General features: G+C 46.9%; 21 protein-coding genes and 2 tRNA genes. 2 read left to right on the plus strand and 21 right to left on the minus strand.

All coding sequences use genetic code 11. The annotated features are described in order from the left end of the window. Nucleotides 1-12 precede the first annotated feature (12 nt). The 11 genes from infB to rlmE all read right to left on the minus strand — a co-directional run bounded on the left by infB (nucleotide 13) and on the right by rlmE (nucleotide 11,165). Complete coding sequence (gene infB / locus ACP7H9_RS03610) at nucleotides 13-2,703, minus strand: translation initiation factor IF-2 (RefSeq protein WP_034820151.1); 2,691 nt, start codon at nucleotides 2,701-2,703, stop codon at nucleotides 13-15. A gap of 26 nt (nucleotides 2,704-2,729) precedes the next feature. Then, nucleotides 2,730-4,229, minus strand: a complete 1,500-nt coding sequence (gene nusA / locus ACP7H9_RS03615) for a transcription termination factor NusA (protein WP_011234220.1) — start codon at nucleotides 4,227-4,229, stop codon at nucleotides 2,730-2,732. A 26-nt stretch (nucleotides 4,230-4,255) separates the two neighbouring features. Continuing rightward, nucleotides 4,256-4,714, minus strand: a complete 459-nt coding sequence (rimP, locus tag ACP7H9_RS03620) for a ribosome maturation factor RimP (protein WP_114981545.1) — start codon at nucleotides 4,712-4,714, stop codon at nucleotides 4,256-4,258. 176 nt (nucleotides 4,715-4,890) lie between these two features. Then, nucleotides 4,891-4,967, minus strand: a tRNA-Met gene (locus ACP7H9_RS03625). A gap of 75 nt (nucleotides 4,968-5,042) precedes the next feature. Next, nucleotides 5,043-5,129 (minus strand) — tRNA-Leu (locus ACP7H9_RS03630). Nucleotides 5,130-5,135: 6 nt separating this feature from the next. Beyond that, complete coding sequence (secG, locus tag ACP7H9_RS03635; RefSeq protein WP_034820144.1) at nucleotides 5,136-5,477, minus strand: preprotein translocase subunit SecG; 342 nt, start codon at nucleotides 5,475-5,477, stop codon at nucleotides 5,136-5,138. Between the two features lie 4 nt (nucleotides 5,478-5,481). After that, nucleotides 5,482-6,240, minus strand: a complete 759-nt coding sequence (tpiA, locus tag ACP7H9_RS03640) for a triose-phosphate isomerase (RefSeq protein ID WP_114981546.1) — start codon at nucleotides 6,238-6,240, stop codon at nucleotides 5,482-5,484. Nucleotides 6,241-6,327: 87 nt separating this feature from the next. After that, nucleotides 6,328-7,668, minus strand: coding sequence for a phosphoglucosamine mutase (glmM, locus tag ACP7H9_RS03645; protein ID WP_011234224.1), 1,341 nt, complete (start codon nucleotides 7,666-7,668; stop codon nucleotides 6,328-6,330). Then, nucleotides 7,665-8,480 (minus strand): dihydropteroate synthase, encoded by an 816-nt coding sequence (folP, locus tag ACP7H9_RS03650; protein WP_034820142.1) that lies wholly within the window; start codon nucleotides 8,478-8,480, stop codon nucleotides 7,665-7,667. The genes glmM and folP overlap by 4 nt, the downstream gene beginning before the upstream one ends. Nucleotides 8,481-8,550: 70 nt before the next feature. Further along, nucleotides 8,551-10,497: an ATP-dependent zinc metalloprotease FtsH gene (ftsH, locus tag ACP7H9_RS03655; RefSeq protein WP_011234226.1), complete on the minus strand. Its 1,947-nt coding sequence runs from the start codon at nucleotides 10,495-10,497 to the stop codon at nucleotides 8,551-8,553. 41 nt (nucleotides 10,498-10,538) lie between these two features. Continuing rightward, nucleotides 10,539-11,165, minus strand: a complete 627-nt coding sequence (gene rlmE / locus ACP7H9_RS03660) for a 23S rRNA (uridine(2552)-2'-O)-methyltransferase RlmE (protein ID WP_114981547.1) — start codon at nucleotides 11,163-11,165, stop codon at nucleotides 10,539-10,541. A 91-nt stretch (nucleotides 11,166-11,256) separates the two neighbouring features. Here rlmE and yhbY point away from each other — a divergent pair, with 91 nt between their 5' ends. Further along, nucleotides 11,257-11,553 carry a ribosome assembly RNA-binding protein YhbY gene (yhbY, locus tag ACP7H9_RS03665; protein WP_011234228.1) on the plus strand — a complete coding sequence of 99 codons (297 nt, stop codon included), beginning with the start codon at nucleotides 11,257-11,259 and terminating at the stop codon, nucleotides 11,551-11,553. Here yhbY and ACP7H9_RS03670 read toward each other — a convergent pair. From ACP7H9_RS03670 to grpE, 10 genes are all read right to left on the minus strand, one after another. Beyond that, complete coding sequence (locus ACP7H9_RS03670) at nucleotides 11,528-12,076, minus strand: hypothetical protein (RefSeq protein ID WP_114981548.1); 549 nt, start codon at nucleotides 12,074-12,076, stop codon at nucleotides 11,528-11,530. The two genes, yhbY and ACP7H9_RS03670, sit on opposite strands and share 26 nt — an antisense overlap. Before the next feature lie 158 nt (nucleotides 12,077-12,234). Further along, nucleotides 12,235-12,711: a transcription elongation factor GreA gene (gene greA, locus ACP7H9_RS03675; RefSeq protein ID WP_011234230.1), complete on the minus strand. Its 477-nt coding sequence runs from the start codon at nucleotides 12,709-12,711 to the stop codon at nucleotides 12,235-12,237. Beyond that, nucleotides 12,708-15,932, minus strand: a complete 3,225-nt coding sequence (gene carB / locus ACP7H9_RS03680; RefSeq protein ID WP_034820138.1) for a carbamoyl-phosphate synthase large subunit — start codon at nucleotides 15,930-15,932, stop codon at nucleotides 12,708-12,710. The genes greA and carB overlap by 4 nt, the downstream gene beginning before the upstream one ends. Before the next feature lie 58 nt (nucleotides 15,933-15,990). After that, on the minus strand, nucleotides 15,991-17,136 hold the full coding sequence (carA, locus tag ACP7H9_RS03685; protein ID WP_034820125.1) for a glutamine-hydrolyzing carbamoyl-phosphate synthase small subunit: 1,146 nt from the start codon (nucleotides 17,134-17,136) through the stop codon (nucleotides 15,991-15,993). A gap of 158 nt (nucleotides 17,137-17,294) precedes the next feature. After that, the gene (dapB, locus tag ACP7H9_RS03690) at nucleotides 17,295-18,101 is read right to left on the minus strand and encodes a 4-hydroxy-tetrahydrodipicolinate reductase (protein WP_114981549.1); all 807 of its coding nucleotides are present in this window, start codon (nucleotides 18,099-18,101) and stop codon (nucleotides 17,295-17,297) included. Continuing rightward, nucleotides 18,101-19,333, minus strand: coding sequence for a dicarboxylate/amino acid:cation symporter (locus ACP7H9_RS03695; protein WP_439222178.1), 1,233 nt, complete (start codon nucleotides 19,331-19,333; stop codon nucleotides 18,101-18,103). Before ACP7H9_RS03695 ends, dapB begins: the two co-directional genes overlap by 1 nt. Before the next feature lie 129 nt (nucleotides 19,334-19,462). Then, complete coding sequence (locus ACP7H9_RS03700; RefSeq protein WP_439222179.1) at nucleotides 19,463-20,299, minus strand: M48 family metallopeptidase; 837 nt, start codon at nucleotides 20,297-20,299, stop codon at nucleotides 19,463-19,465. A gap of 49 nt (nucleotides 20,300-20,348) precedes the next feature. Continuing rightward, nucleotides 20,349-21,503 (minus strand): molecular chaperone DnaJ, encoded by a 1,155-nt coding sequence (gene dnaJ / locus ACP7H9_RS03705; RefSeq protein WP_034820113.1) that lies wholly within the window; start codon nucleotides 21,501-21,503, stop codon nucleotides 20,349-20,351. Between the two features lie 102 nt (nucleotides 21,504-21,605). After that, complete coding sequence (gene dnaK, locus ACP7H9_RS03710; protein ID WP_110012626.1) at nucleotides 21,606-23,534, minus strand: molecular chaperone DnaK; 1,929 nt, start codon at nucleotides 23,532-23,534, stop codon at nucleotides 21,606-21,608. 105 nt (nucleotides 23,535-23,639) lie between these two features. Further along, entirely contained in the window at nucleotides 23,640-24,305 is a 666-nt protein-coding gene (grpE, locus tag ACP7H9_RS03715; RefSeq protein WP_110012627.1) for a nucleotide exchange factor GrpE, read from the minus strand. A gap of 142 nt (nucleotides 24,306-24,447) precedes the next feature. On the opposite strand from grpE, the gene nadK reads away from it, so the two are divergent. Next, on the plus strand, nucleotides 24,448-25,326 hold the full coding sequence (gene nadK, locus ACP7H9_RS03720; protein ID WP_034820105.1) for an NAD(+) kinase: 879 nt from the start codon (nucleotides 24,448-24,450) through the stop codon (nucleotides 25,324-25,326). The last annotated feature ends 24 nt before the right edge of the window (nucleotides 25,327-25,350 follow it).

Raw genomic sequence — 25,350 nt, forward strand, 5'->3', positions numbered from 1 at the left:
CTGTGTCCTTGATTACAGCGTACGTTCAATCTGAATGGTTTCGAAGACTTCGATTTGGTCGCCTTCTTTGACATCGTTGTAGTTCTTAACACCGATACCACATTCCATGCCGTTACGAACTTCCTGAACGTCATCTTTAAAGCGACGTAAAGATTCCAGCTCACCTTCGTAGATAACAACGTTATCACGCAATACGCGAATTGGAGCAGAACGCTTCACCACACCTTCAGTTACCATACAACCAGCAATGGCACCAATCTTAGGTGATTTGAAGACATCACGAACTTCGGCTAAACCAATAATCTGCTGTTTAAACTCAGGCTGCAGCATACCGCTCATTGCCGCTTTAACTTCGTCAATTAAGTCGTAAATAACACTGTAATAGCGTAAGTCGACACTTTCCTGTTCAACCAGTTTTCTGGCCGCAGCTTCAGCACGAACGTTAAAACCAACAACAATGGCATTTGAGGCACTGGCCAGAGAAATATCGGTTTCGGTGATACCACCAACGCCGCTACCGATGATGTTCACTTTCACTTCATCAGTTGACAGTTTGGTTAAGGCATCAGAAATCGCTTCCAGTGACCCTTGTACGTCAGACTTAAGTACAATATTAAGCTCAGCAACATCACCTTCGGCCATGTCCGCAAACATGTTTTCCAGTTTCGCTTTCTGTTGCTTAGCTAATTTCACATCACGGTATTTACCCTGACGATAGTTAGCAACTTCACGCGCTTTACGCTCGTCTCTGACAACCGTTGCTTCATCACCCGCCTGAGGAACACCAGACAGACCCAGTATTTCTACCGGAATTGATGGGCCAGCTTCTTTAATTTCTTTACCGGTTTCATCGCGCATCGCACGAATACGACCGTATTCAAGACCACAAAGTACAACATCGCCCTGCTTCAGCAGACCGCGCTGAACCAATACCGTTGCTACCGGGCCGCGGCCTCGATCCAGGCGTGATTCAACCACAATACCTGAGGCCATACCGGTTTTCTCTGCACGTAAATCCAATACTTCAGATTGCAGCAAAATAGCTTCTAACAGTTCATCAATACCGTCACCGGTGTGCGCTGACAATGGAATGAACTGAACATCGCCACCCCAGTCTTCAGGAATAACTTCCAACTGCGACAACTCGTTCTTCACACGATCTGGGTCAGCGCCTTCTTTATCCATTTTGTTGATAGCAACAACCAGAGGAACGCCAGCAGCTTTTGCGTGCTGAACCGCTTCTTTGGTTTGCGGCATAACACCATCATCCGCAGCGACTACCAGGATAACAACGTCTGTTGCGCCTGCACCACGTGCACGCATAGAAGTAAAGGCGGCGTGTCCCGGAGTATCCAGGAAAGTCACCATGCCATGACCCGTTTCAACGTGGTATGCACCGATGTGCTGAGTAATACCACCCGCTTCGCCTGATGCAACTTTGGCTTTACGAATGTAATCCAGCAACGATGTTTTACCATGGTCAACGTGACCCATAACAGTAACGACTGGTGCACGAGGTGCCTCTTCTCCGCCTTCCTGGCGGTCAGAAAGCACTTCTTCTTCCAGCGCATTATCTTTCACCAACGCAGGTTTATGACCCAGCTCTTCAACCACTAAAGCGGCTGTGTCTTGATCAAGAATCTGGTTAATGGTGACCATCTCGCCCATTTTCATCATGGTCTTGATAAGGTCACTGGCTTTAACTGCCATACGGTTAGCAAGTTCACCAACGGTAATGGTCTCACCAATTTTCACATCACGTTCAACTGGCTGAGCTGGTTTGTTAAAGCCCTGTTGCAGCGACGACCCGCGACGAGCACCTTTACGACGCTTCTCGCGGCGTGGGGTATCATCGCTTTCTTCATCTTTACGACGACGCTTTTTACCGCGTTTGCGGCTTTTACGTTCTTCGTCAAAATCTTGTGCGTCTTCAGCTTCTTGCGCAGTAGATGACGTTGTAAAATGCACGTCTTCTTTTTCTTGCTGTTTACGTTTCTGCTCTTCTTCTTCCCAGCGTTTTGCGTTTTCTTCCGCCAGTTTACGAGCTTCTTCCGCTTGCGCTTCCGCTTCTTTTTCCGCTTTTTTACGGGCTTCTTCTTCCTGTTGACGCTTCAGTTTTTCAGCATCGGCTTTCGCTTTGTCTGCCGCTTCACGCTCTTCAGGTGTCATTGCAGCACGTTTTTCAGCTTCTGCTTTTTGACGCTCTTTCTCTTTTTCTTTGCGCAGCTTTTCTTTTTCAGCTTTTTCTTTCTCAGCTTTTTCGCGTTCTGCTTTAGCCTTGGCTTCCGCTTCTTTACGCTGCTGTTCTTCTTCGCGCTGTTTTTCTTCTTCGCGAAGCTTCGCTTCTTCCGCTTCTTTCTCTTGCGCTAAGCGTTCTTGTTCTTCACGTTCCTGTTCTTCGCTTGCTGAACGTTTCACGTAAGTACGCTTTTTACGCACTTCTACCTGAACGGATTTAGAGTCTCTTCCGCCACCAACGCTTAACGTACTTTTTGTTTTGCGCTTTAAAGTCATTTTGCTGGGTTCAGAGCTGCCGCCACCGCCGTGCTGACGATTCAAGTGAGCCAGTAATTTCTGTTTCTCTTCTTCGTTAACAGAATCACCCGCTTTCTTGGTCATGCCCGCTTCAGCGAACTGCTGAACCAGACGATCAACTGTTGTACCGACATCTGTGGCCAGCTTATCGAGCGTTACTTCTTCCATAGTCTGTTGTACCTCCGCTGATCGTTCTACTGTTCTTCATTGAACCAGCAAATATTGCGAGCTTTCATAATTAAATCGCCAGCCTGCTGTTCATTTAATTCTTCAATATCGGCTAAGTCGTCAACACCCTGTTCCGCTAACTCTTCCAGAGTTGTCACGCCTTTGCTGGCTAATACATAAGCCAGGTGACGCTCCATTCCTTCAAGGTTCAACAGTGTGTCATCTGGTTCAGCCGATTCCAGAGATTCTTCGGTAGCCAGAGCTTTCGTGGTTAAATAAGCACGTGCTCTGCTACGCAATTCTTCTACGATATCTTCGTCCATCCCTTCAATATCAAGGAATTCTGCAACCGGGACATAAGCCACTTCTTCAAGTGAAGAGAAGCCTTCATCAACCAGTACATTGGCAAAATCTTCATCGATATCTAAAGTCGATACGAACAAGTTCAATAGACGCTGAGTTTCAGCTTCATTTTTTTCGTTGAACTCGTCTTCGGTCATAACATTCAGTGTCCAGCCGGTTAGCTGGCTGGCCAGGCGAACGTTCTGTCCACCTTTACCAATAGCTTGAGCCAGGTTATCTGCCGCAACCGCAATATCCATAGTGTGTGCATCTTCATCCACAACTATAGACGCTACTTCAGCAGGCGCCATCGCGTTAATGACGTACTGTGCCGGGTTATCATCCCAAAGCACAATATCTACGCGCTCGCCACCAAGCTCACCGGATACCGCCTGAACTCGTGCACCGCGCATACCAACGCAAGCCCCAACAGGGTCTATACGCTTATCGTTACTCTTAACCGCAATTTTAGCACGCGAACCCGGGTCTCGGGCAGCACCGCGTAGCTCAATCATCTCTTCGCCTATTTCAGGCACCTCGATACGGAACAATTCCAATAAGAAGTTAGGATTGGTTCTGCTTACAAATAACTGTGCTCCACGAGCTTCTGGACGAACGTCATAGAGCAAACCGCGAATGCGATCACCTGGACGCACAGATTCACGCGGTAACATTTCGTCACGATAAATAATCGCTTCCGCGTTATTACCTAAATCCAGAATAACGTGTTCCCGATTCGCACGCTTAACAATACCGCTGACCATTTCACCCACTTGCTCACGGTATTCATCAACAACCTGAGCTCGTTCGGCTTCACGTACTTTTTGTACGATAACTTGTTTTGCAGTCTGGGTCGTAATACGGTCAAACTGTATCGAATCAATTTGCTCTTCTACGTAATCACCGGCTTGTACCGATGGATCTTCGTATTGCGCTGCTGACAAGCTAATTTCACGGTAAGGATGCTCTAACCCTGAATCCGTGTCTTCAACGACTAACCAACGACGGAAGGTATCAAATTCGCCGGTGGTGCGATCGATATCAATGCGAACTTCAATATCGCCGTCGTACTTCTTTTTGGTCGCATGAGCCAATGCTGACTCTAACGCTTCAAATATTTTTTCGCGTGGTACTGCTTTTTCGTTTGAAACCGCTTCTGCGACTAACAGTATTTCTTTACTCATGAGTGCTGCCTCGCCAACGCAATCTTTTAATCAAATGCCGGAACCAGGTGAGCGTTCTTCACATCACGCATATTCACCTGAAGAGTATCGTTATCAACGGCAAGGGTCAGTTCTTCACCCTCAACCGCAATCAATTCTGCCTTAAATTTTCTTTTGTTTTTTTGCGCCGCTACTAACTCAAAAGCAACGGTTTCATTTATATAAGGCTGCATTTGTTCGGCATTAAAAAACGGTCTTTCCATTCCTGGAGAGGACACTTCCAGGTTGTATTCAACATTAATAGGGTCTTCAACATCCAGCAGTGAACTGACCTGATAACTCACTTCTGCACAGTTATCCACACTGATGCCTTCCGGATGATCGATATATACCCGTAAAGTTGAAAACTTACCGGCGCGAATAAATTCTACGCCCCACAATTCAAAGTCCAGCGCTTCTACCGCTGGGCGAATTATATCGGTTAACCGTTCTTGCAAATTTGCCAATTACTGCCTCCTGAAACAAAAAAAGGGCGCAAGCGCCCAGTGTTCTGGCTATCCTAGGATAGCTAAGGCCGCATAGCAAAAAGCCCCGAGCTGCTGCGGGGCTTTCTGAACACTGGACCCTTTGTCAGTTATTTTAGCAAAAGCGACGCCTTAATGCGAAACGCTGCTACTAAAATTGGTTGCGGGGGCAGGATTTGAACCTACGACCTTCGGGTTATGAGCCCGACGAGCTACCAGACTGCTCCACCCCGCGTCCGAAACTTGTTGCACATTATACGTATTTTTCGTTTATTTTCAACCTCTGAGGCAACAATCAGAGAGCTAATTTTGGTGCAGAAGGCGGGACTTGAACCCGCACGCCCGTAAGAGCACTACCCCCTCAAGGTAGCGTGTCTACCAATTCCACCACTTCTGCAAAATCTTAGTCAATTGGCGGCACGTCAGATTCAGACTCTGACTTATCATCCGCTGGAGGTAACTCTTGCTCTTCAGCCGGAACTGAAAGGTCTGAGAAGTCATTTGACGACTCATCAGTAGAGGTCGATAAGTTACCCAACACCAGGCTCAGAATGAAAAACACTACCGCTAACCCGGCTGTTGCCCGGGTCAGGAAGTTACCTGAACCTGATGAACCAAAAACAGTGTTCGATGCGCCTGAGCCAAAAGATGCGCCCATGTCTGCGCCTTTGCCTTGTTGCAGCATAATAAAGCCAATTAAGACCAAAGCGACAACGAGAAATGCGATCATCAAAATTTCGTACATAATTTTACCCTTGAGCAGCTTGGCAAATAGCAACAAAATCTGATTCTTTCAGACTTGCGCCACCTATCAGGCCGCCATCAATGTCTTTTTGCGCAAATAATTCGGCAGCGTTGTCAGCTTTAACTGAGCCGCCGTACAATAACGGCATTTTCTCACCAATCGCGCCAAATTGCTCTACCAGTAACGCTCTTAATTTTGCATGAACGTCCTGTGCTTGTTCTGGTGAAGCCGTTTCTCCAGTACCAATTGCCCAAACAGGCTCATAGGCCAAAACAATTTTACCGGCTTGCTCCTTAGGAAGATCAGCTAAAGCCGCTTGCGCTTGCTGTGCTACAACTTCCCAGGTGTTTCCCTCATCGCGTTGTGCTTTATTCTCACCAACACAAATCACCGCTTTCATACCGGCATTAACCGTAGCCAAGGCTTTCTCATTCACCATTTTGTCGGTTTCTGCGAACAGCTGCCGACGTTCTGAATGTCCCACTAACACATAGCTAACACCAAACTCTTGTAGCTGTGCGGTTGAGATTTCGCCGGTAAAGGCACCACCAGTGTGTTCAGATACATTCTGAGCACCAATGGCAATGTCATCGTAATAACATTGATTAGCCAGCTCGCCAATAAGGGTGAACGGAGGACAAATGACTAACTTAACTTGCTGAAGCTGATTAAGTTTTTCCCGCAAAGCCGCCGACATTGTTTTCGTTAGCTCGCGATTTCCGTTCATTTTCCAATTTGCAATCACTAGTGATGCATTAGGCATAGTTTGTCCTCTACTCCAGAGCGCGGGAATAGTAGCGAAACACTCGCCAACTTACAAGCGAGATTTTCACCACTATCCGCTAACTGTTTAATTTGTAGCCGCTTCGACCTCGTTCGCAATTTGCTGAGCAAAGGCTTTTACCTTAGCTTCGTTCTCACCCTCGACCATTACGCGAATTAAAGGTTCAGTGCCAGACTTACGTAATAAGACCCGACCAGTGCCTGCTAAAGCGCTCTCAACTTCACGAACAACGCTTTTCACATTTTCTGATTCCAGCGGCTGTTTATCGCTCTCAAAGCGGACATTAATAAGTACTTGCGGCAGCTTATGAAAGTCGCAGCTCAGTTTCTCCAGAGACTTTTGTTCCTGATACATAGCTGCCAACACCTGCAGGCCAGCTATAATGCCGTCCCCAGTAGTGTGATGCTGACGGTTTATAACATGGCCGGAGTTCTCTCCCCCCAGATACCAGTCACGCTTAACCAGTTCCTCAATAACATAGCGGTCACCGACTTTTGCACGAACGAATGGAATACGCCGTTTATCCAGCTCCTTCTCCAAAGCAAAGTTGGTCATCAAAGTACCAACAACCCCGCCCTGAAGCTGTCCCTGATTCTGCGCAGTAACAGCGAGCATATAAAGAATTTCGTCGCCATCAATGGGGCGTCCGTTTTCAGTCACCATCATGATGCGATCGCCATCGCCGTCAAGCGCTATGCCAAGGTCGGCTTTGGTTTCCAGTACTTTATTCTGCAATGCCGTTAAGTGCGTTGCACCGCACTCTTTATTAATATTGAGGCCATTGGGCTGCGTGCCTATTTCGGTCACTTCAGCACCAAGTTCCCGAAGCACATTAGGCGCAATGTGGTAAGTAGCGCCATGGGCGCAGTCAACCACGATGTGAAGCCCTTCCAGCGTCATTTCGTTGGGGAATACGCTTTTACAAAACTCAATATAACGTCCTGCGGCATCATTAATGCGTTTTGCCCGCCCTAACTCTTCGGAAATAACGCAGTCCATAGGCTCGTCCAACAAACGTTCAATTTCCAGCTCAACCGCGTCAGGAAGCTTGTGTCCGTTATCAGCAAAAAACTTAATACCATTATCATAATATGGGTTATGAGAGGCGCTGATCACGATTCCGGCAGCAGCTCTGAACGTGCGTGTAAGATAAGCAATTCCGGGAGTGGGCATAGGACCTAAGAAGTCCACGCCAACACCAGCAGCGGCTAAACCAGCCTCCAGTGCTGACTCAAGCATATAACCAGAAACCCGGGTGTCTTTGCCCACTAATACGCGACTGGTACCCTTAGCGGCTAGTACACGCCCAGCGGCCCAGCCAAGCTTTACGGCAAATTCAGGGGTTATCGGGAATTGCCCGACACGTCCGCGCACGCCATCAGTGCCGAAATATTTACGCTCACTCAAAGGTGTTCTCCTTCTATAGTTGCTGCAACCACTTTCATCGCATCAACTGTCTCCTTAACATCATGAACGCGAATTATACGTGCTCCTTTCATTGCTGCAATGGTTGCAGCCGCTAAACTGCCTGCTAAGCGATCTTTTACTTCACGTCCAGTAACATGACCTATCATGCTTTTTCGCGACATTCCCACCAATAACGGCAACTGCAATTCGTGAAACGCCTGCAAACGTTGCAATAACTGGTAGTTATGTCGCTGCGACTTGCCAAAACCAAAACCAGGATCCAACCAAATCCTCTCGCGTTCGATACCCGCTTTTTCACACGCTATAACACGCTCTTGCAAAAAAGTCTTAACGTCGCAAACAACATCATCATAATTAGGGTTGTGCTGCATACTTCGTGGCTCACCCTGCATGTGCATCAGACACACTTCTGCGTTTGTCGCTGCCAGCGCTTCCAGAGCACCTTTCTCACGCAAGGCATTCACATCATTAATTATATTGGCGCCAACTTCTATCGACTCTGTCATGACTTTGGGTTTGGTTGTGTCCACCGAAATAGCAACATCAAAACGGTCTCTTACCGCCTTTACCAAAGGAACAACTCTGTCCAACTCTTCCTGTTCAGCAACCGAATAAGCACCAGGGCGGGTTGACTCCCCACCAATGTCCACAATGTCAGCGCCGTCTTTGATCAGCTGTGCAATGTGGTCTATTGCATCATTTAGGCGGTTGTACTCACCCCCGTCTGAAAATGAGTCCGGAGTGACATTAACAATTCCCATAACTCGCAACGGCTTTGGATTTTTCGGCATGGCTTAGCTCCGCTAATAACTGTGTCCTACAAAAAAGCCACCTCGCGGTGGCTTTTTAAAAGAATCAACGTTAAGAAGTCGCATCCCCGGGTTTATCAACATTAATGGGGCGGTCCGGACGTTCTTCGGTGTTCTCTGCCTTAGCAGCCCCACCGTCAGAATCGTTACCACCACTGTCTCTGTCATCCCAGTCTTTTGGCTGACGAACATCGCGACGGTTCATCAAGTCATCAATTTGGTCGGCATCAATAGTTTCATAGCGAACTAATGCGTCCTTCATTGAATGCAAAATATCTTCGTTTTCTTCCAGCAGCTTTTTCGCTCGCTGATAATTACGGTCGATAACTGACTTCACTTCTTCATCAATAGCGCGCGCAGTGTCATCTGACATGTGCTTGTGCTGGGTTACCGAGCGACCGAGGAATACTTCATTTTCATCTTCGGCGTACAGCAACGGCCCCATTTTCTCCGACAGTCCCCACTGGGTAACCATTTTACGAGCAATTTCAGTTGCACGTTCAATGTCGTTAGAGGCGCCGGTGGTCACTTTATCGTTACCATAAATAATGGCTTCTGCGAGACGTCCACCGAATAAGCTTGAAATCATACTTTCAAGATGCTGTTTACTGTGGCTGACACGATCCTGCTCTGGCAGATACATGGTCACACCCAGTGCGCGGCCTCGTGGAATAATCGATACTTTGTAGACTGGATCATGTTCTGGCACAAGGCGACCAACAATGGCGTGGCCGGCTTCGTGGTAAGCGGTCATCGCTTTTTCATCATCCGTCATAACCATTGAGCGGCGCTCTGCACCCATCATGATCTTGTCTTTTGCTTTATCAAATTCTTCCATTGAAACGACGCGCTTGTCGCCCCGGGCAGCAAATAGCGCAGCTTCGTTAACTAAGTTCGCTAAGTCCGCACCAGAAAAGCCGGGTGTACCACGAGCAATCACTGACGGTTTAACGTCATCACCCAATGGTACTTTACGCATGTGCACTTTAAGAATCTGCTCACGACCACGAACATCCGGTAAACCAACGATAACCTGACGGTCAAAGCGGCCGGGACGCAATAATGCAGGATCTAAGACATCTGGACGGTTAGTCGCGGCAATAACGATAATGCCTTCATTACCTTCAAAGCCATCCATTTCAACCAGCATTTGGTTCAATGTCTGCTCACGTTCATCGTGGCCACCACCGAGTCCGGCACCACGTTGGCGACCCACGGCATCAAGCTCATCAATAAAGATAATGCATGGCGCAGATTTTTTCGCTTGTTCAAACATGTCACGAACACGGGAAGCACCGACACCAACAAACATCTCAACGAAGTCTGAACCGGAAATGCTGAAGAACGGTACTTTTGCTTCGCCAGAAATAGCTTTTGCCAGCAAAGTTTTACCCGTACCCGGAGGTCCGACCATAAGAACGCCTTTCGGTATTTTGCCGCCCAGACGCTGAAACTTAGAAGGGTCTTTCAGATAATCAACAAGCTCTGAGACTTCTTCTTTGGCCTCATCACAACCCGCAACGTCTTTGAACGTTGTTTTTGATTGCTCTTCATTCATCAGCTTGGCTTTGCTTTTACCAAACGACATGGCCCCACGGCCGCCACCGCCCTGCATCTGACGCATGAAGAATATCCATACACCAATTAACAACAGCATTGGGAACCACGAAATAAAGATAGATGCCAGAATACTCTGCTCTTCCGGCGGAGTACCTTGTGTTTCTACATCGTTTGCCAACAAATCATCCAGAATTTTTGGATCATATTGAGTTGGTACAACGGTTTTATAAGACTGACCATTGCGAGTCATACCTGAAATAGTGCGTCCATCATCACCAAATTCAGCACGACGAATATTGCCATTATTAACCTGAGATACAAATTCGCTGTATACCATGGTTGATGATGACGTTCCGCTCGGACTGAAGCTCTGAAAAACGCTCATCAGTACGACGGCTATTACAAGCCACAAGATGAGATTCTTTGCCATATCGCTCAAAGCCTATTACCTCTATTAAAAATCAACTACCCAACAGGGTACTACAGTTTATAGTCTGTCGCTACCAAGTAGACCTCTCTCGAACGTGCTCTCGAGGACTCTGGTTTTCTCGTTTTCACATCGTTAAACGCTGCTCGTACATCTTTCAGGAAAGATTCAAAACCTTGCCCCTGAAACACTTTGACGGCAAAACTTCCGCCGGGTTTCAAAACCTGATTGCACATGTCCAGCGCCAGCTCTACCAAATACATAGAGCGTGCCTGGTCCACCGTACCATTGCCACTCATATTAGGTGCCATATCAGACAGCACCACATCAACATTCTTACCACCGATACGTTCCAATAAAGCGTCTAGTACCGATTCTTCACGAAAATCGCCCTGAAGAAAATCGACTCCGGCGATTGGGTCCATCGCTAAAATATCACAAGCAATAATCTGACCGTCACCATTAAAGTAGTCGGCAACGTATTGTGACCACCCACCCGGGGCCGCTCCTAGATCAACGACGGTTTGACCTTTTTTGATCAGTTTGTCCCGTTTTTGTATTTCTTCCAATTTAAAAACAGCGCGGGATCGTAATCCCTTCTTCTGTGCTTTTTGGACAAACTGATCGTCAAAATGTTCTTTCAGCCAGCGCTGACTACTCACACTGCGTTTTTTTCCCATGATTTAACGAAGTTTCCTTAATTGTCTGGCCTGAATACCTGATCTGGCGTTACAATGTTAAAAAATCAAGCTCTAAAACGGATATTATCGAATGTCATTAAGTAATAAGCAAAAACAGCATTTAAAAGGTTTAGCACATCCGCTTAAACCCGTCGTACTACTTGGGGCTAACGGCCTTACTGAAGGTGTTCTTGCAGAAATTGAGCAAGCACTTGACCACCATGAACTGATTAAAATAAAAGTTCCGGAAGAAGACCGCGAGCTCAGAAAGCAAATTATGGCAACCATTGTACATGAAACAGGTGCCGCTGAAGTGCAAATTATCGGTAAAACACAAGTGATATACCGTGCTGCAGAAGAACCTAAGATTCGTCTTCCTCGCGGGTAATTCTTTGAATCGCAGGCTTAAGAGCTAATGCTTTCGCTACTAACTCTAATGCCTGCGATTTCTCCATCCACTTATCGGTAGTGGAAAAATACGCATCCAGCATCAAAGTCATGCATTTTTCGTCATCTTGCAGCCCGTAGACTTTCAATAACGGCTCTATCTTCTTGTGAGCTTTTAAAAACTCAATTCGCCGTTTGCGTTCTTCCTCTACCACACTGCTCTTAACATAGTCACCCTGAGTATAAGTGTAGCTGGGTTCATGCAAGGTATAACCCGGAGCGAAAAACCAGTTAAGAGAAATTCTTTCTTGCAGTAGTTTACGGATAATTTCGGCAAAAGGTAACTTGTTACTACGTTTCCAGTTGGCATAGTCGTTGGCGTTGCGGCCTAACCACACAGAAACATCTTTATAAGTTGCCTTCTGTGAGATGAGTTTTAAACGCTCGAAACACTCCGTGACAGTGAGTTCATCAAGAGGTGTATATTGAAGAGTATTAAATGATAGTGACTGTTCCTTGTCCATTGTCATCTTCTCTTGTAAATTTAATGTTAGAAAAAAGATAAGAGCAAACTATACAATAGATAGTATAAAAAACAAACAGGAATGTATTTGAAAAGCTAATAAAAAGAAAAAGGCTGGTAAACTTACGTTTCCAGCCTTTTATACACTCATTTTTGATATTACTTATATTGTACTGCAACAACCTCGTATTCAACTTCACCGTTAGGTGTCGTTACTGTCGCAATATCATCAATTTCTTTACCAATAAGCGCACGCGCAATGGGTGAATTCACAGAAATTAAGTTTGATTTAATATCCGCTTCATCATCGCCAACTATTTTATAAGTAACTTCTTCGTCCGTTTTCGTGTTGTAAACGGTGACTGTGGAGCCAAAAATAACTTTGCCGTTATTTGGTACCTTAGTTACATCAATAATCTGTGCGTTGGAAAGCTTGGATTCAATTTCCTGAATACGGCCTTCGCAAAAACCTTGCTGTTCACGCGCTGCATGATATTCCGCATTTTCTTTTAAATCACCATGCTCGCGAGCATCAGCAATAGCTTCAACAATGCGCGGACGCTCTACCGTTTTTAAACGTTTAAGCTCATCACGTAATAATTGCGCGCCATGTTCCGTCATTGGAATCTGGTTCATATTAACGATACCCTTTTATGTAATTCTTGTACCGAGCTCACCCGAGCCCGATCATCCGCTGTATTTGCTTTTACTGTCGCAAACGCAGCATTCAATGTTGTGGTGTAAATAACTTTATTCAATAGTGCTTCGCGGCGAATATAGACCGAGTCTTCAATCGCCTGACGGCCTTCTACTGTATTTATAATATAGCAATATTCGCCGTTTTTAATCGCATCAACAATATTTGGACGGCCTTCTTGCAGTTTATTTACAATACTGCAGTCAATACCTTCTTCGCCAAGCATTTTGGCTGTACCGCGCGTTGCTTCTAAACTAAAGCCTAATGCCAATAAGCCGCGGGCTAAGTCCATCAAGCGTTGCTTGTCACTGTCTTTTACAGAAATGAGTGCTTTACCTTTTTTGGCCAACGCTTCGCCGGCACCCAGGTTGGCTTTCGCATAAGCTTCTTCAAAGCTTTCACCCACACCCATAACTTCACCGGTTGAACGCATTTCAGGTCCGCGAATCGGATCCACGCCCTGAAATTTTGCAAAAGGAATAACCACTTCTTTCACCGAGTAATACGGTGGAATAATTTCTTTTACATAGCCCTGCTCTTGCAGTGACTGGCCAACCATTACCCGCGCTGCCACTTTGGCTAACGGCACACCTGTTGCTTTAGAAACAAAAGGTACGGTTCGAGCAGCTCTTGGGTTTACCTCAATCAGATAAATTTCATCGTCTTTAACCGCAAACTGCGCATTCATCAAGCCATTCACATTCAATTCAAAGGCTAGCTTACGCATTTGTTCACGTAATTGAGCCTGAATAATGTCACTCAATGAGTACGGAGGTAATGAACACGCAGAGTCACCTGAGTGAACACCGGCTTCCTCTATATGCTGCATAATGCCGCCAATTAGCACGTCGGTACCATCGCAGATGGCATCAACGTCCACTTCTATCGCGTTATCAAGAAAACGATCCAGCAGTACCGGTGCGTCGTTTGACACTTTGACCGCGTCAGTCAAATAACGTTGCAGGTCGGCTTCGTCATAAACGATTTCCATCGCACGGCCACCCAACACATAAGATGGGCGCACGACTAAAGGATAGCCGATACGTTTTGCTTCAGTTAATGCTTCGTTAAAGCCTGTGACTGTTGAGTTCTCGGGCTGCTTCAGCCCTAAACGACGCACTGCAGTCTGAAATCTTGAGCGATCTTCAGCTCTGTCAATAGCGTCAGGCGACGTACCGATAATCGGCACGCCATTAGCCTCAAGCTCACGCGCCAGCTTCAACGGAGTCTGGCCACCGTATTGGACAATAACCCCTTTAGGCTTTTCAATACGAACAATTTCGAGGACATCTTCGAGAGTAATAGACTCAAAGTATAGACGATCTGATGTGTCATAGTCGGTAGACACTGTTTCCGGGTTACAGTTCACCATAATGGTTTCATAACCGTCTTCACGCAGCGCCAGCGAGGCATGCACACAGCAATAATCGAACTCAATGCCCTGCCCTATACGGTTTGGTCCGCCACCAATAACCATAATTTTGTCATTGTCCGTCGGCGCTGCTTCGCATTCTTCATCGTAGCTTGAATACATATAAGCTGTGCCAGAGGCGAATTCAGCCGCACAGGTATCAACACGTTTGTAAACGGGATGAATTTTATACTTATAACGCTTTTTACGAACTTCTGCTTCACTCACATGCAGAACATCGGCTATACGGGAGTCAGCAAAACCACGACGTTTCAGCACCGTCATCACGTCTGCGGTGAGCCCGGCTAAACCAAGTTCATCAACCTCTTTTTCAAGGTCGACAAGCTCTTCAATTTGAATCAGATACCACTCATCTATACGCGTTAGTTCAAAGACTTCGCGTACCGTCATACCTAAGCGGAAAGCGTCGGCGATATACCAAATACGCTCTGCACCCGGTTCTTTTAATTCACGGATAACTTTTGAACGGGCATCTTTAGCTTCTAAGTCCACAATAGGGTCAAAACCTGAGGCACCAAGCTCTAGACCACGCAATGCTTTTTGCATTGACTCCTGGAAGTTACGGCCAATAGCCATCACCTCACCTACCGACTTCATTTGTGTGGTCAGCCGGTCATTACAGTTAGCAAATTTTTCAAAGTTAAAGCGCGGTATTTTTGTGACCACGTAATCTAATGCAGGCTCGAAAGACGCGGGCGTTTTGCCGCCGGTTATTTCGTTCTCAAGTTCATCAAGCGTGTATCCAACTGCCAGTTTCGCTGCAACCTTAGCAATTGGGAAGCCTGTAGCTTTTGATGCCAAAGCGGATGAACGCGAAACCCGTGGGTTCATCTCGATAATGACCATACGTCCGGTGTCCGGATTAACACCAAACTGTACGTTTGAACCACCAGTTTCCACACCGATTTCGCGCAGAACGGCCATTGCCGCATCACGCATTAGCTGGAATTCTTTGTCTGTCAACGTCTGGGCAGGCGCAACCGTAATTGAGTCACCGGTGTGAATACCCATAGGGTCAAAGTTTTCAATAGTACAGACAATGATGCAGTTATCGCTTTTATCGCGCACAACTTCCATCTCGTACTCTTTCCAGCCCAGTAGCGATTCGTCAATTAACAACTCATTGGTTGGCGACAAGTCCAGACCCCGGCGGCAAATTTCTTCAAATTCTTCGCGGTTATAAGCAATACCACCGCCACTGCCGCCCATAGTGAAGGACGGTCTAATAATGCAAGGGAAACCTAATCGGCTAAGCACATCAAAGGCTTCATCAAGACTATGAGCCATTTCAGCATTCGGTGTTTCCAGACCAATCGCTTTCATTGCCTTATCGAAGCGATCTCGGTTTTCCGCTTTATCAATCGCATCGGCATTAGCGCCAATCATTTCAACCTTGTAGCGTTCCAGCACACCGTGGCGGTCTAAATCCAGCGCACAGTTCAAAGCGGTTTGGCCACCCATGGTCGGTAACACCGCATCCGGACGCTCACGCTCAATAATTTTCTCTACTACTTCCCAGTGAATTGGCTCGATATAAGTTGCATCGGCCATTTCCGGGTCAGTCATAATGGTAGCAGGGTTAGAATTTACCAAAATGACTCGGTAACCTTCCTCGCGCAGCGCTTTGCACGCTTGAGCGCCGGAGTAATCAAACTCACAGGCCTGGCCGATAACAATAGGGCCTGCACCCAGAATCAGAATGCTTTTAATGTCGGTACGTTTTGGCATAAAGTCGCTCTATCTGTCCTTTCGCTACGGATGACGGCATCGAATATCATTCGACGAATCAGGCTTTGGCCTGCATCAATTCAATAAATTGGTCAAACAGTTCACTGGCATCGTGCGGCCCAGGGCTTGCTTCAGGGTGCCCCTGAAAACTAAAGGCCGGCTTATCTTTGCGGCGAATACCCTGCAATGTGCCATCGAACAAAGACACGTGAGTCACTTCCAGGTTATCCGGCAGCTGCTTTTCATCAACGGCAAAGCCATGGTTCTGACTGGTAATCATCACCCGTTTCGTTTTTAAATCTTGTACCGGGTGGTTAGCGCCGTGATGACCAAACTTCATTTTCATGGAGTGCGCGCCACTGGCAATAGCCAATAATTGATGACCAAGGCAAATACCAAAAATTGGAATGTCTTTATCCAATAAGGCTTTGATTGCTGTGATCGCGTAATCGCAAGGCTCAGGGTCGCCCGGACCATTCGATAGGAAAACCCCATCGGGTTTTAATGCCAGTACATCCTCGGCCGACGTTTGAGCCGGTACGACTGTAATCTTACAGTTTCGGTCTGCCAGCAAACGCAGAATGTTGTGTTTACAACCATAGTCGTAAGCGACTACATGGTATTTATTCTGCTCTGGTTTGGTGTGGCCTTCGCCAAGCTGCCAGCTGCCGCCCTGCCAGTCGTAAGGCTTATCGCAGCAAACTTCTTTCGCAAGGTCCATTCCTTTTAAGCCCGGAAACTTCTGAGCCAGTTCCTGCGCTTTATTTTCATCCAGCTCGCCAACCATAATGCAGCCATTTTGCGCACCTTTCTCGCGCAGAATGCGAGTTAAACGACGCGTATCAATATCTGCAATGCCCACCACATTGTGACGTTGCAAGTAAGCGCTTAGCGTTTCCTCACTACGGAAATTGCTGGCTTTCATTGCCAAATCTCTAATGATAAGTCCTTTCGCCCAAACCTGATCAGACTCTGCGTCTTCAGAGTTAATACCGGTATTGCCTATATGGGGATAAGTGAGAGTAACGATTTGTTCTGTATAAGATGGGTCAGTAAGAATTTCCTGGTAACCTGTCATGGCCGTGTTGAAGACCACTTCGCCGACTGCAGAGCCTTCGGCTCCGATAGCGGTTCCGCGAAACACGGTCCCGTCAGCAAGCACCAGAATCGCTCGTTTAGCGGATTGACTCGCTAGAATACTCAAGGGCAACCTCCGTACATAAAAAAACGGGTAAATCAATAATTTGACTTCCCCGTCTTGCGTCCTGAACCGCGCGTTTTGCCAAATCACGCCGGCCTTCGGACTGATTCAGGCAAATTCCCGCCATTCTACGAAATATTACGAAAACCGTCCAGCGGTATTTATTGCTTGAGCATGCGTTGCAGTATGTCCTGCAAATTCAAGGTGTCCTGCAGGCTATATAAACCGGGCGCTTGTTCGTCGAGCCACTTAGCGGCACGTAAGGCTCCGTCGGCAAAAGTTTTTCGATTGCTGACACGGTGTCCAATCTCAATGCGTTCACCCGCAACCGCCAGAGTGACTTGATGTTCACCGATAATATCCGCTGCCCGCATTACAGAGAAGCCAATGCCATCGTCGCTACGCAGACCGTCAGAGCGGATACCGTCGTTAACCTGTTCCCAGTTTTGCTGCCGGCCTTTTGCGGCAGCCTGCCCCAAACTCAGCGCCGTTCCGGACGGGCCATCTTTTTTGTGCCGGTGATGCGCCTCGAAAATCTCAATATCAGCATTGGGTAATGCAGCACTGCTTAAACCAACCAGCTGTTCAAGCAAAGCAATGCCAATGCTGGTATTACTGGCATACAGCACCGGCACGGTCTCGGCCGCCTGAGCCAGACGTTCTTTCTGTTCTTCGTTTAACCCCGTCGTACAAACAACAATAGGCAATTGATATTGTTCAGCAAGCTTCAGGTTTTCAGTGAGTGCTTCAGGCAAAGAAAAATCAATAAGGACATCAACCTGCTCGGGCTGCAATTCGTCGGCGCTAATAAAATGAACGGGCTCGTTCTCTGTCGCACTGTCGCCGTAACTGTTACTGCTTTTTCTGACAATGGCTGCACCCAGCTTAGCTTCGTTATCGTCCGCCAAAGCCTGAATAACCGCTTGTCCCATTCTGCCTGAGGCTCCGAATACGCCCACATTGATCATTATTTTGACTCCGTCGCTAAATGAGTTTGATCCTGCAACAGGTTTTCACTACGCGCAACAACTCTAGAAACCATCATATCGCCGGTCACATTAGTCAGGGTTCGGGCCATATCGATTATTCGGTCAATAGCTGCGATAAAAGCAATACCTTCTAAAGGTAAGCCAATAACATTCAGCGTTACGGTCAGCATCACTAAAGCGGTGCCTGGTACACCCGCAGTTCCTACTGACGCTATAGTTGCCGTCAACATGATCAAGCCATAGTCCATCCACTCTAATGGTATTCCGTACAGCTGCGCAATAAAAATAGACGCAACGGCCGGATAAATACCACCGCAACCATCCATATTAATCGTTGCACCCAGTGGTAACACAAAGCTGGCATAGTTTTTAGAAACGCCCAACCTTTCGGTAACGGCTCGGTGCGCGGCAGGTAATGATCCAAACGAACTGCAGGTGGTAAAGGCGACAATCTGTGCATCGAATATCGCTTTGAAGAACTGCCAGGGGCTCATTCCCCCAGCGGTGCGGATCAGACCACCATAAACAACAATAATATGAATAAGACAGGCCAAATAAATAACCCCGACAAACTTAGCCAGCGGCAGTAAAGTACTAAAACCATACTCACCGATAACCCAGGACATTAATCCAAGTACGCCTATTGGAGTCAATTGTAAGACCATGCGAGTAATTTCATACATCACCTCTGCGCCAGATTTTATCGTCTTGCGCAAAGGCTCGCCCCGTTCTTTTAAACGCTGAATAGCAATACCGACCAAAGCAGCAAAAACAACGATTTGCAGTACATTACCTTCGGTTAACGCTGCGAAAGGATTACTCGGCACAAAATTAAGAAAAACTTGGGCGATGCCGGGAATTTGCTTTTCATTTTGCTCCGTTGCGGTCAAGGTGGTTACGGGGCTCATATCAATTACACTGGCCAGAGTTAAGCCGATAGCGCTGGCAATCACCGCAGTCAGCATAAATAAGCCAATGGTTTTAGCACCCAAACGACCTAATTTCTTACCATCATTCAAATCCGTAATGGCGCTAACAATGGCACAAAAAATAAGCGGCGCGACCAGCATCTTAATGGCTTTTATAAATAAATCACCAAGAGGCTTAAGCGCGACTCCAACTTCAGGAGCCAGTCCACCTATGAGCATGCCTAATACAAAGGCACCTAAAACACGTTGCCAAAATGGAATTGCAAACCACGCTTTAAACATAATTCCCCAGCCGCTTTATAAAAAATGGGAGCTAGGGTAAAACTTTAAGGATAAGGGCAAAAAGAATAAATTGAACTAGGTTATAACCTTTTGAAAGGCAGAGGGAACAGGATCATTCCCTCTGTTACTTTATTTGTCTGAACTGCCGACCGAAGCAGGCCGTTGACAGGCTGGTGTTTTTCCGGCGGCACGAGCCGCAGAATAACGCTCTTGCAACGAAGGGATCAGCGCTTCAAGATCTTTAATACGAGTTTTTGGATTCGGGTGAGTCGACAACAGCTCAGGCGGCGATTCGCCGTCTGAAGCGGATTGCATATTGCGCCAAAGCTCAGGTGCCTCTTCCAGATTGAACCCGGCGTCGGCCATATATTCCATTCCCAGTTCATCCGACTCTGACTCATGGGTACGTGAATAAGGCAGCAGAATACCAACCTGGGCTCCTACACCTAACGCGGCCATCAATAAACCGGCTTTATCGTTATCCAGCTGAGTACTGGCGAGAATGCTGCCAAGCTGCAAACCAAGCCCAACCATCATATTACTTGAGATGCGCTCATTACTGTGTTCAGCAATAACGTGGCCAATTTCGTGCCCAATAACCGCAGCAAGCTGATGTTGATTTTCGGCAACTTCTATCAAGCCGTCGTATACGCCAATATAACCGCCCGGTAAAGCAAAAGCATTGACTGTAGGCTCTGCAAAAACAGTAACTTGCCAGTCCATTTCACTATAGTTTCCCGGCAAGTTTTCAACTAATGCGTCGCTGATACAACGCACATAAGCATTGACCTCAGCATCATCATTAATTTTTTGCTCTTCGCGCATTTCTTCGTAGGAGGCAGCCCCCATTTTATTCAACTCGCTATTTGAATAAAGTTGCAACTGCGAGCGGCCCGTCGGAGATTTAGCACAACTGGCCAATACCACCAACATGCAGGCACTTAACGTCACGGTCTTCCAATTCATTGACTGCCTCCGGTCTTTTTTATCATGCACTTATATAGTGATAGACAATCTAGCTACGTAAGTCATCAAAGAATTGTTTCACGCCGTCGAAAAAACCTTTTTCTTTGGGTCGGAATTTTGCAGCTTCATCGCCGGTACCCATTGAATCCTCGAGCTCTTCTAACATGTCACGTTGCTTAGATGACAGATTTACCGGGGTTTCAATTACCACTTTGCAAATTAAGTCGCCAACTTCACCCGTGCGGACTGACTTAACGCCTTTACCACGTAACCGAAAATGCTTACCCGTTTGTGTTTCTTTAGGCACTTTCAGTTTTACTTTGCCATCTAAGGTTGGCACTTCAATGTCGCCACCCAGAGCAGCTTTAGTGAAACTGACAGGCACTTCACAGAACAAGTTATTGCCGTCGCGGGCAAAAATAGGATGCTCCCGTACGTGAACCTGAACATACAAATCACCCGCAGGCGCTCCGTGTTCACCCGCTTCGCCTTCATTCGCTAAACGAATGCGATCGCCGGTATCAACGCCAGCCGGGATCTTAACCGACAAGGTTTTTGTCTCTTCTTTACGGCCATGACCATGACATGTGCGGCAAGGATCTTTAATAATGGTACCCGTACCACGGCATTGAGGACAGGTTTGCTGCACAGCAAAAAAGCCCTGGCGCATCTGAATCTGACCTGAACCATGACAATGACCACAGGTTTGCGGCTTACTGCCTTTCTTCGCGCCACTGCCGTTACAGTCTCGACATTCCACTAAGGTAGGAATTTCGAGCTCAACAGTTTTACCGCGAACCGCTTCTTCCAGCGACATATCAAGGTTGTAGCGCAAATCTGCACCGCGTTGCGCGCGAGCTTGCTGACGTCTGCCACCGCCAAAAATATCACCGAAGACATCACCAAAGATATCAGCAAAATCAGCACCGCCACCGCCGAATCCGCCTGCACCATGGCCAGCTCCGCCCTGGCGTGCCTGTTCGAAAGCTTCATGCCCATATTGATCATACATCTGGCGTTTCTGAGGATCAGAAAGAACTTCGTACGCCTGCTTAATCTCTTTAAACTTAATTTCCATATCTTTATCACCCTCGGTTCTGTCCGGGTGATACTTCATCGCCATACGTTTGTAGGCTTTTTTAATGTCACGTTCATTGGCGTCTTTCGATACGCCCAGAACCTGATAAAAATCTTGCGTCGCCATAATTTCTTCGTCTTCTATCTGTGCTGTTTGTCAGCCTGATACAAATACACGGGTATTACCTTTCGGCAACACCCGTGTGCTTTTGCGAAGTTGCCTTAATGCTTACTTCTTATCGTCGTCTTTGACTTCTTCAAATTCAGCATCAACAACATCATCATCCGCTTTGGAAGACTGCTGTTCACCGCCAGCTGCACCTTCAGCACCTTGCTGTGCCTGTTGCTGCTGAGCCGCTTCCATCAGTTTCTGTGATGCTTCCATCAACGCCTGAGATTTCGCATCAATGGCTTCTTTGTCACCATCTTTAGCCGCCTGCTCTAACTCTTCACAAGCTTTCTCAATAGCGTCTTTGTCTTCCTGAGACAAGGCATCGCCAACTTCTTTCAGTTGATTACGGGTTGCGTGAACCAAACCGTCAGCCTGGTTACGTGCCTGCACCATTTCTTCAAATTTCTTATCTTCTTCAGCGTGCGCTTCCGCATCTTTAACCATTTTATCGACTTCAGACTCATCCAGGCCAGAAGACGCCTTAATGGTGATCTTCTGCTCTTTGCCGGTATCTTTATCTTTAGCCGATACGTGCAGAATACCGTCCGCGTCAATGTCAAAAGTGACTTCAATTTGCGGTACACCACGTGCCGCTGCACGAATACCTTCCAGGTTAAACTGCCCCAGAGATTTGTTATCCCCTGCGCGTTTACGCTCACCCTGAATAACATGAATGGTTACCGCGGACTGATTATCTTCAGCCGTTGAGAAGGTTTGCGATTCTTTAGTCGGAATCGTAGTGTTCTTCTCAATCAGTTTCGTCATTACGCCGCCCATGGTTTCGATACCCAGCGACAGAGGACAAACATCCAGCAACAATACGTCTTTAACATCACCTTGCAATACGCCCGCCTGAACCGCAGCACCCACTGCAACAGCTTCGTCAGGGTTCACATCGCGACGTGGCTCTTTTCCGAAGAAGTCCGTTACCGCAGCCTGTACTTTCGGCATACGAGTCTGACCACCGACCATGATAATGTCCTGAATGTCGCTGACAGACAGATCAGCATCGGCTAAAGCCTGTTTCAATGGCTCAAGCGACTTCTTGATTAAATCTTCAACCAGTGATTCCAGCTTCGCACGGGTCACTTTAATGGCCATGTGCTTAGGACCAGCGTTGTCTGCCGTAATATACGGTAAGTTCACTTCGGTCTGCTGCGCTGACGACAGTTCAATTTTCGCTTTCTCTGCGGCTTCTTTAAGACGCTGCATAGCTAAGGGATCTTTACGCAAGTCCATGCCCTGGTCTTTTTGGAACTGCTCAACTAAGTAGTTGATTAAACGGTTATCAAAGTCTTCACCACCTAAGTGTGTATCACCGTTAGTTGCCAGTACTTCGAAGGTATGCTCACCTTCAACTTCGTCAATCTCAATAATAGAGATATCGAACGTACCACCACCTAAGTCATACACCGCAATCACGTTGTCGCCGGACTTCTTGTCCATGCCGTACGCTAAAGCAGCGGCTGTTGGTTCGTTAATAATACGTTTTACGTTAAGACCAGCGATTTTACCGGCGTCTTTGGTTGCCTGACGCTGGGCATCGTTAAAGTATGCCGGTACAGTAATTACCGCATCCGTTACTTTCTCGCCCAGAAATTCTTCGGCGGTCTTTTTCATCTTTTTCAGGACTTCCGCAGAAATTTGTGGTGGCGCTTTTTTGTCACCATCAATTTCTACCCATGCGTCACCGTTGTCAGCCTTAACAATTTTGTAAGGCATAATGCCGATATCACGCTGTACTTCTTCGTCCTGAAAGCGACGGCCAATTAGGCGCTTAATCGCAAACAAGGTTTTATTTGGGTTGGTTACTGCCTGGCGTTTTGCCGGTGAACCTACCAAAATTTCGCCATCGTCAGTAAATGCAACTACTGACGGCGTTGTACGGTCGCCTTCGCCATTTTCAATAACGCGAGCTTTGCCACCATCCAGTACAGCAACGCAAGAGTTTGTTGTACCTAAATCTATACCAATCGTTTTACCCATGATTCGTCTCCAACTTCTGATTCATGTAATTTGTTTCGTTACCCCTTATCTGGGGTGCCTATGTTCGAATTTCAATACCCAACACAGGGATAATTTTCGATTTTGTTACGCTTTTGTATCCACACCCGAGTTCGAGTTACGCGCAACCATTACCATTGCCGGACGCAACAGGCGTCCATTCAGCTCGTAGCCTTTTTGCATTACCGCCATAATAGTATTGTTCGGATGCTCATCGGATTCCTGCATCGACATGGCCTGGTGTTGATCCGGATTAAAGGCTTCGCCTTCTGCACCAATTGCTTTTACACCAAACTTTTCCAGCGTTGAGGTTAAGCTTTTATAGGTAAGCTCAATCCCTTCTACAAAGTTTTTGTTCGCTTCATCTTCTTTATCAGCCAGCTGTAAAGCACGTTCCAGGTTATCTACCGAAGTCAGTATTTCATTAGCAAACTTCTCCAGCGCAAACTTATGTGCTTTTTCAACATCCTGACTGGCCCGACGACGCACGTTTTCCATTTCAGCCTGAGTGCGTAGTACCGAGTCGCGTTGATCATTCACTTTCGCTTCTGCTTTACTTAAAGCCAATTCCAGTTCAGCAATGCGATCCGTTTGATCCGATGACTGTCCCGCAGTTTCTGCTTCATCAGCTGCTACATCTTGTTGCAACGCCTCTTCAGCTGCCTGTGCTGCTTCCTGTTCAGCTTTTTGCTGCTCTACAGTCGGCTCATCAGCCGCTTCATTTTTCTGTTTCGAATCGTTTTTATCGGTCATAAGTGACTCTCTTTAACCAGTTTAAAATTAAGGTTGCAGGATTAATGGGGGCAAGTTTTTTTCTTTCAAGGGGATTTCTCTTACTTGATAAATTTTCTTGCTCATCGTAGCGTAAGCACACGAACGCATAAGGATCCCGTTAATGAGCGCTTTTACAAAGATTGGGTTACTCGGCAAAGCCGACGACCGCGGTACCCAGTTAACTTTAGAAACAATTACCACGGCTTTAATTCATCGTGGTTTTGCGCTGTGTCTGGAGGCACGTACGGCGGAGCAATTAAACCTGCCGGAAGAGGTTGAGACGCTGAGCCTGCCAGACTTAGGTGAATGGGCCGAAATTGCTATTGTCGTCGGTGGTGATGGCAACATGCTGGGTGCTGCCCGCGCCTTATGTGAATATGATATCGGTGTTATCGGCGTCAATCGCGGCAATTTGGGCTTTTTAACCGACTTAGACCCTGACGAAGTTATGACGCCTTTGTTGTCTGTGCTCAATGGAGACTACCACGTAGAGGAACGTTTCCTGCTCTCAGCTGAAGTCATTAACAAAGGCAGCTCATCAGGTACCGGCAGAGCAATTAATGAAATTGTTCTGCACTCAGACAAAGTCGCGCATATGATAGAGTTTGAACTCTATGTAAACGACCATTTTGTTTTTAGTCAACGCTCTGATGGTTTAATTTGCGCCACACCAACCGGCTCTACCGCCTATTCATTATCAGGCGGCGGCCCTATTTTGCATCCCGGTCTGGACGCAATGACTCTGGTGACTATGTTTCCCCATACTTTAAGCAGTCGCCCAATTGTCGTCGACGGTAACAGTGAAGTCAGATTAAAGGCCGCTTTTGACAATGACTTGCTGCAAATCAGTTGCGATGGGCATGTCAGGATGACAGTTCACCCCGGCGACGATGTCATTATAAAAAAATACCCGAAAGCCTTACGTATGATTCATCCGATTGACCACAACTACTACCACGTATTACGCAATAAACTGGGCTGGGGTAGTCGACTTTTTTAAACGGGATACTTGCATTTCGACGCA

Source organism: Idiomarina sp. ST20R2A10 (assembly GCF_051842345.1).
Lineage (GTDB): Bacteria > Pseudomonadota > Gammaproteobacteria > Enterobacterales > Alteromonadaceae > Idiomarina > Idiomarina loihiensis.

Coding starts and splice junctions, on each gene's coding strand:
- nusA (WP_011234220.1), bottom strand. CDS start 4,229: ATGAGTAAAGAAATACTGTTAGTCGCAGAAGCGGTTTCAAACGAAAAA.
- folP (WP_034820142.1), bottom strand. CDS start 8,480: ATGCCGAAAAATCCAAAGCCGTTGCGAGTTATGGGAATTGTTAATGTC.
- dnaJ (WP_034820113.1), bottom strand. CDS start 21,503: ATGGCGACGCAAGATTTTTATCAGGTTCTGGGCGTATCGAAAGACGCC.
- nadK (WP_034820105.1), top strand. CDS start 24,448: ATGAGCGCTTTTACAAAGATTGGGTTACTCGGCAAAGCCGACGACCGC.
- greA (WP_011234230.1), bottom strand. CDS start 12,711: ATGAACCAGATTCCAATGACGGAACATGGCGCGCAATTATTACGTGAT.
- secG (WP_034820144.1), bottom strand. CDS start 5,477: ATGTACGAAATTTTGATGATCGCATTTCTCGTTGTCGCTTTGGTCTTA.
- rlmE (WP_114981547.1), bottom strand. CDS start 11,165: ATGGGAAAAAAACGCAGTGTGAGTAGTCAGCGCTGGCTGAAAGAACAT.
- ACP7H9_RS03700 (WP_439222179.1), bottom strand. CDS start 20,299: ATGAATTGGAAGACCGTGACGTTAAGTGCCTGCATGTTGGTGGTATTG.
- tpiA (WP_114981546.1), bottom strand. CDS start 6,240: ATGCCTAATGCATCACTAGTGATTGCAAATTGGAAAATGAACGGAAAT.
- grpE (WP_110012627.1), bottom strand. CDS start 24,305: ATGACCGATAAAAACGATTCGAAACAGAAAAATGAAGCGGCTGATGAG.
- yhbY (WP_011234228.1), top strand. CDS start 11,257: ATGTCATTAAGTAATAAGCAAAAACAGCATTTAAAAGGTTTAGCACAT.
- dnaK (WP_110012626.1), bottom strand. CDS start 23,534: ATGGGTAAAACGATTGGTATAGATTTAGGTACAACAAACTCTTGCGTT.
- ACP7H9_RS03670 (WP_114981548.1), bottom strand. CDS start 12,076: ATGGACAAGGAACAGTCACTATCATTTAATACTCTTCAATATACACCT.
- carB (WP_034820138.1), bottom strand. CDS start 15,932: ATGCCAAAACGTACCGACATTAAAAGCATTCTGATTCTGGGTGCAGGC.
- ACP7H9_RS03695 (WP_439222178.1), bottom strand. CDS start 19,333: ATGTTTAAAGCGTGGTTTGCAATTCCATTTTGGCAACGTGTTTTAGGT.
- infB (WP_034820151.1), bottom strand. CDS start 2,703: ATGGAAGAAGTAACGCTCGATAAGCTGGCCACAGATGTCGGTACAACA.
- dapB (WP_114981549.1), bottom strand. CDS start 18,101: ATGATCAATGTGGGCGTATTCGGAGCCTCAGGCAGAATGGGACAAGCG.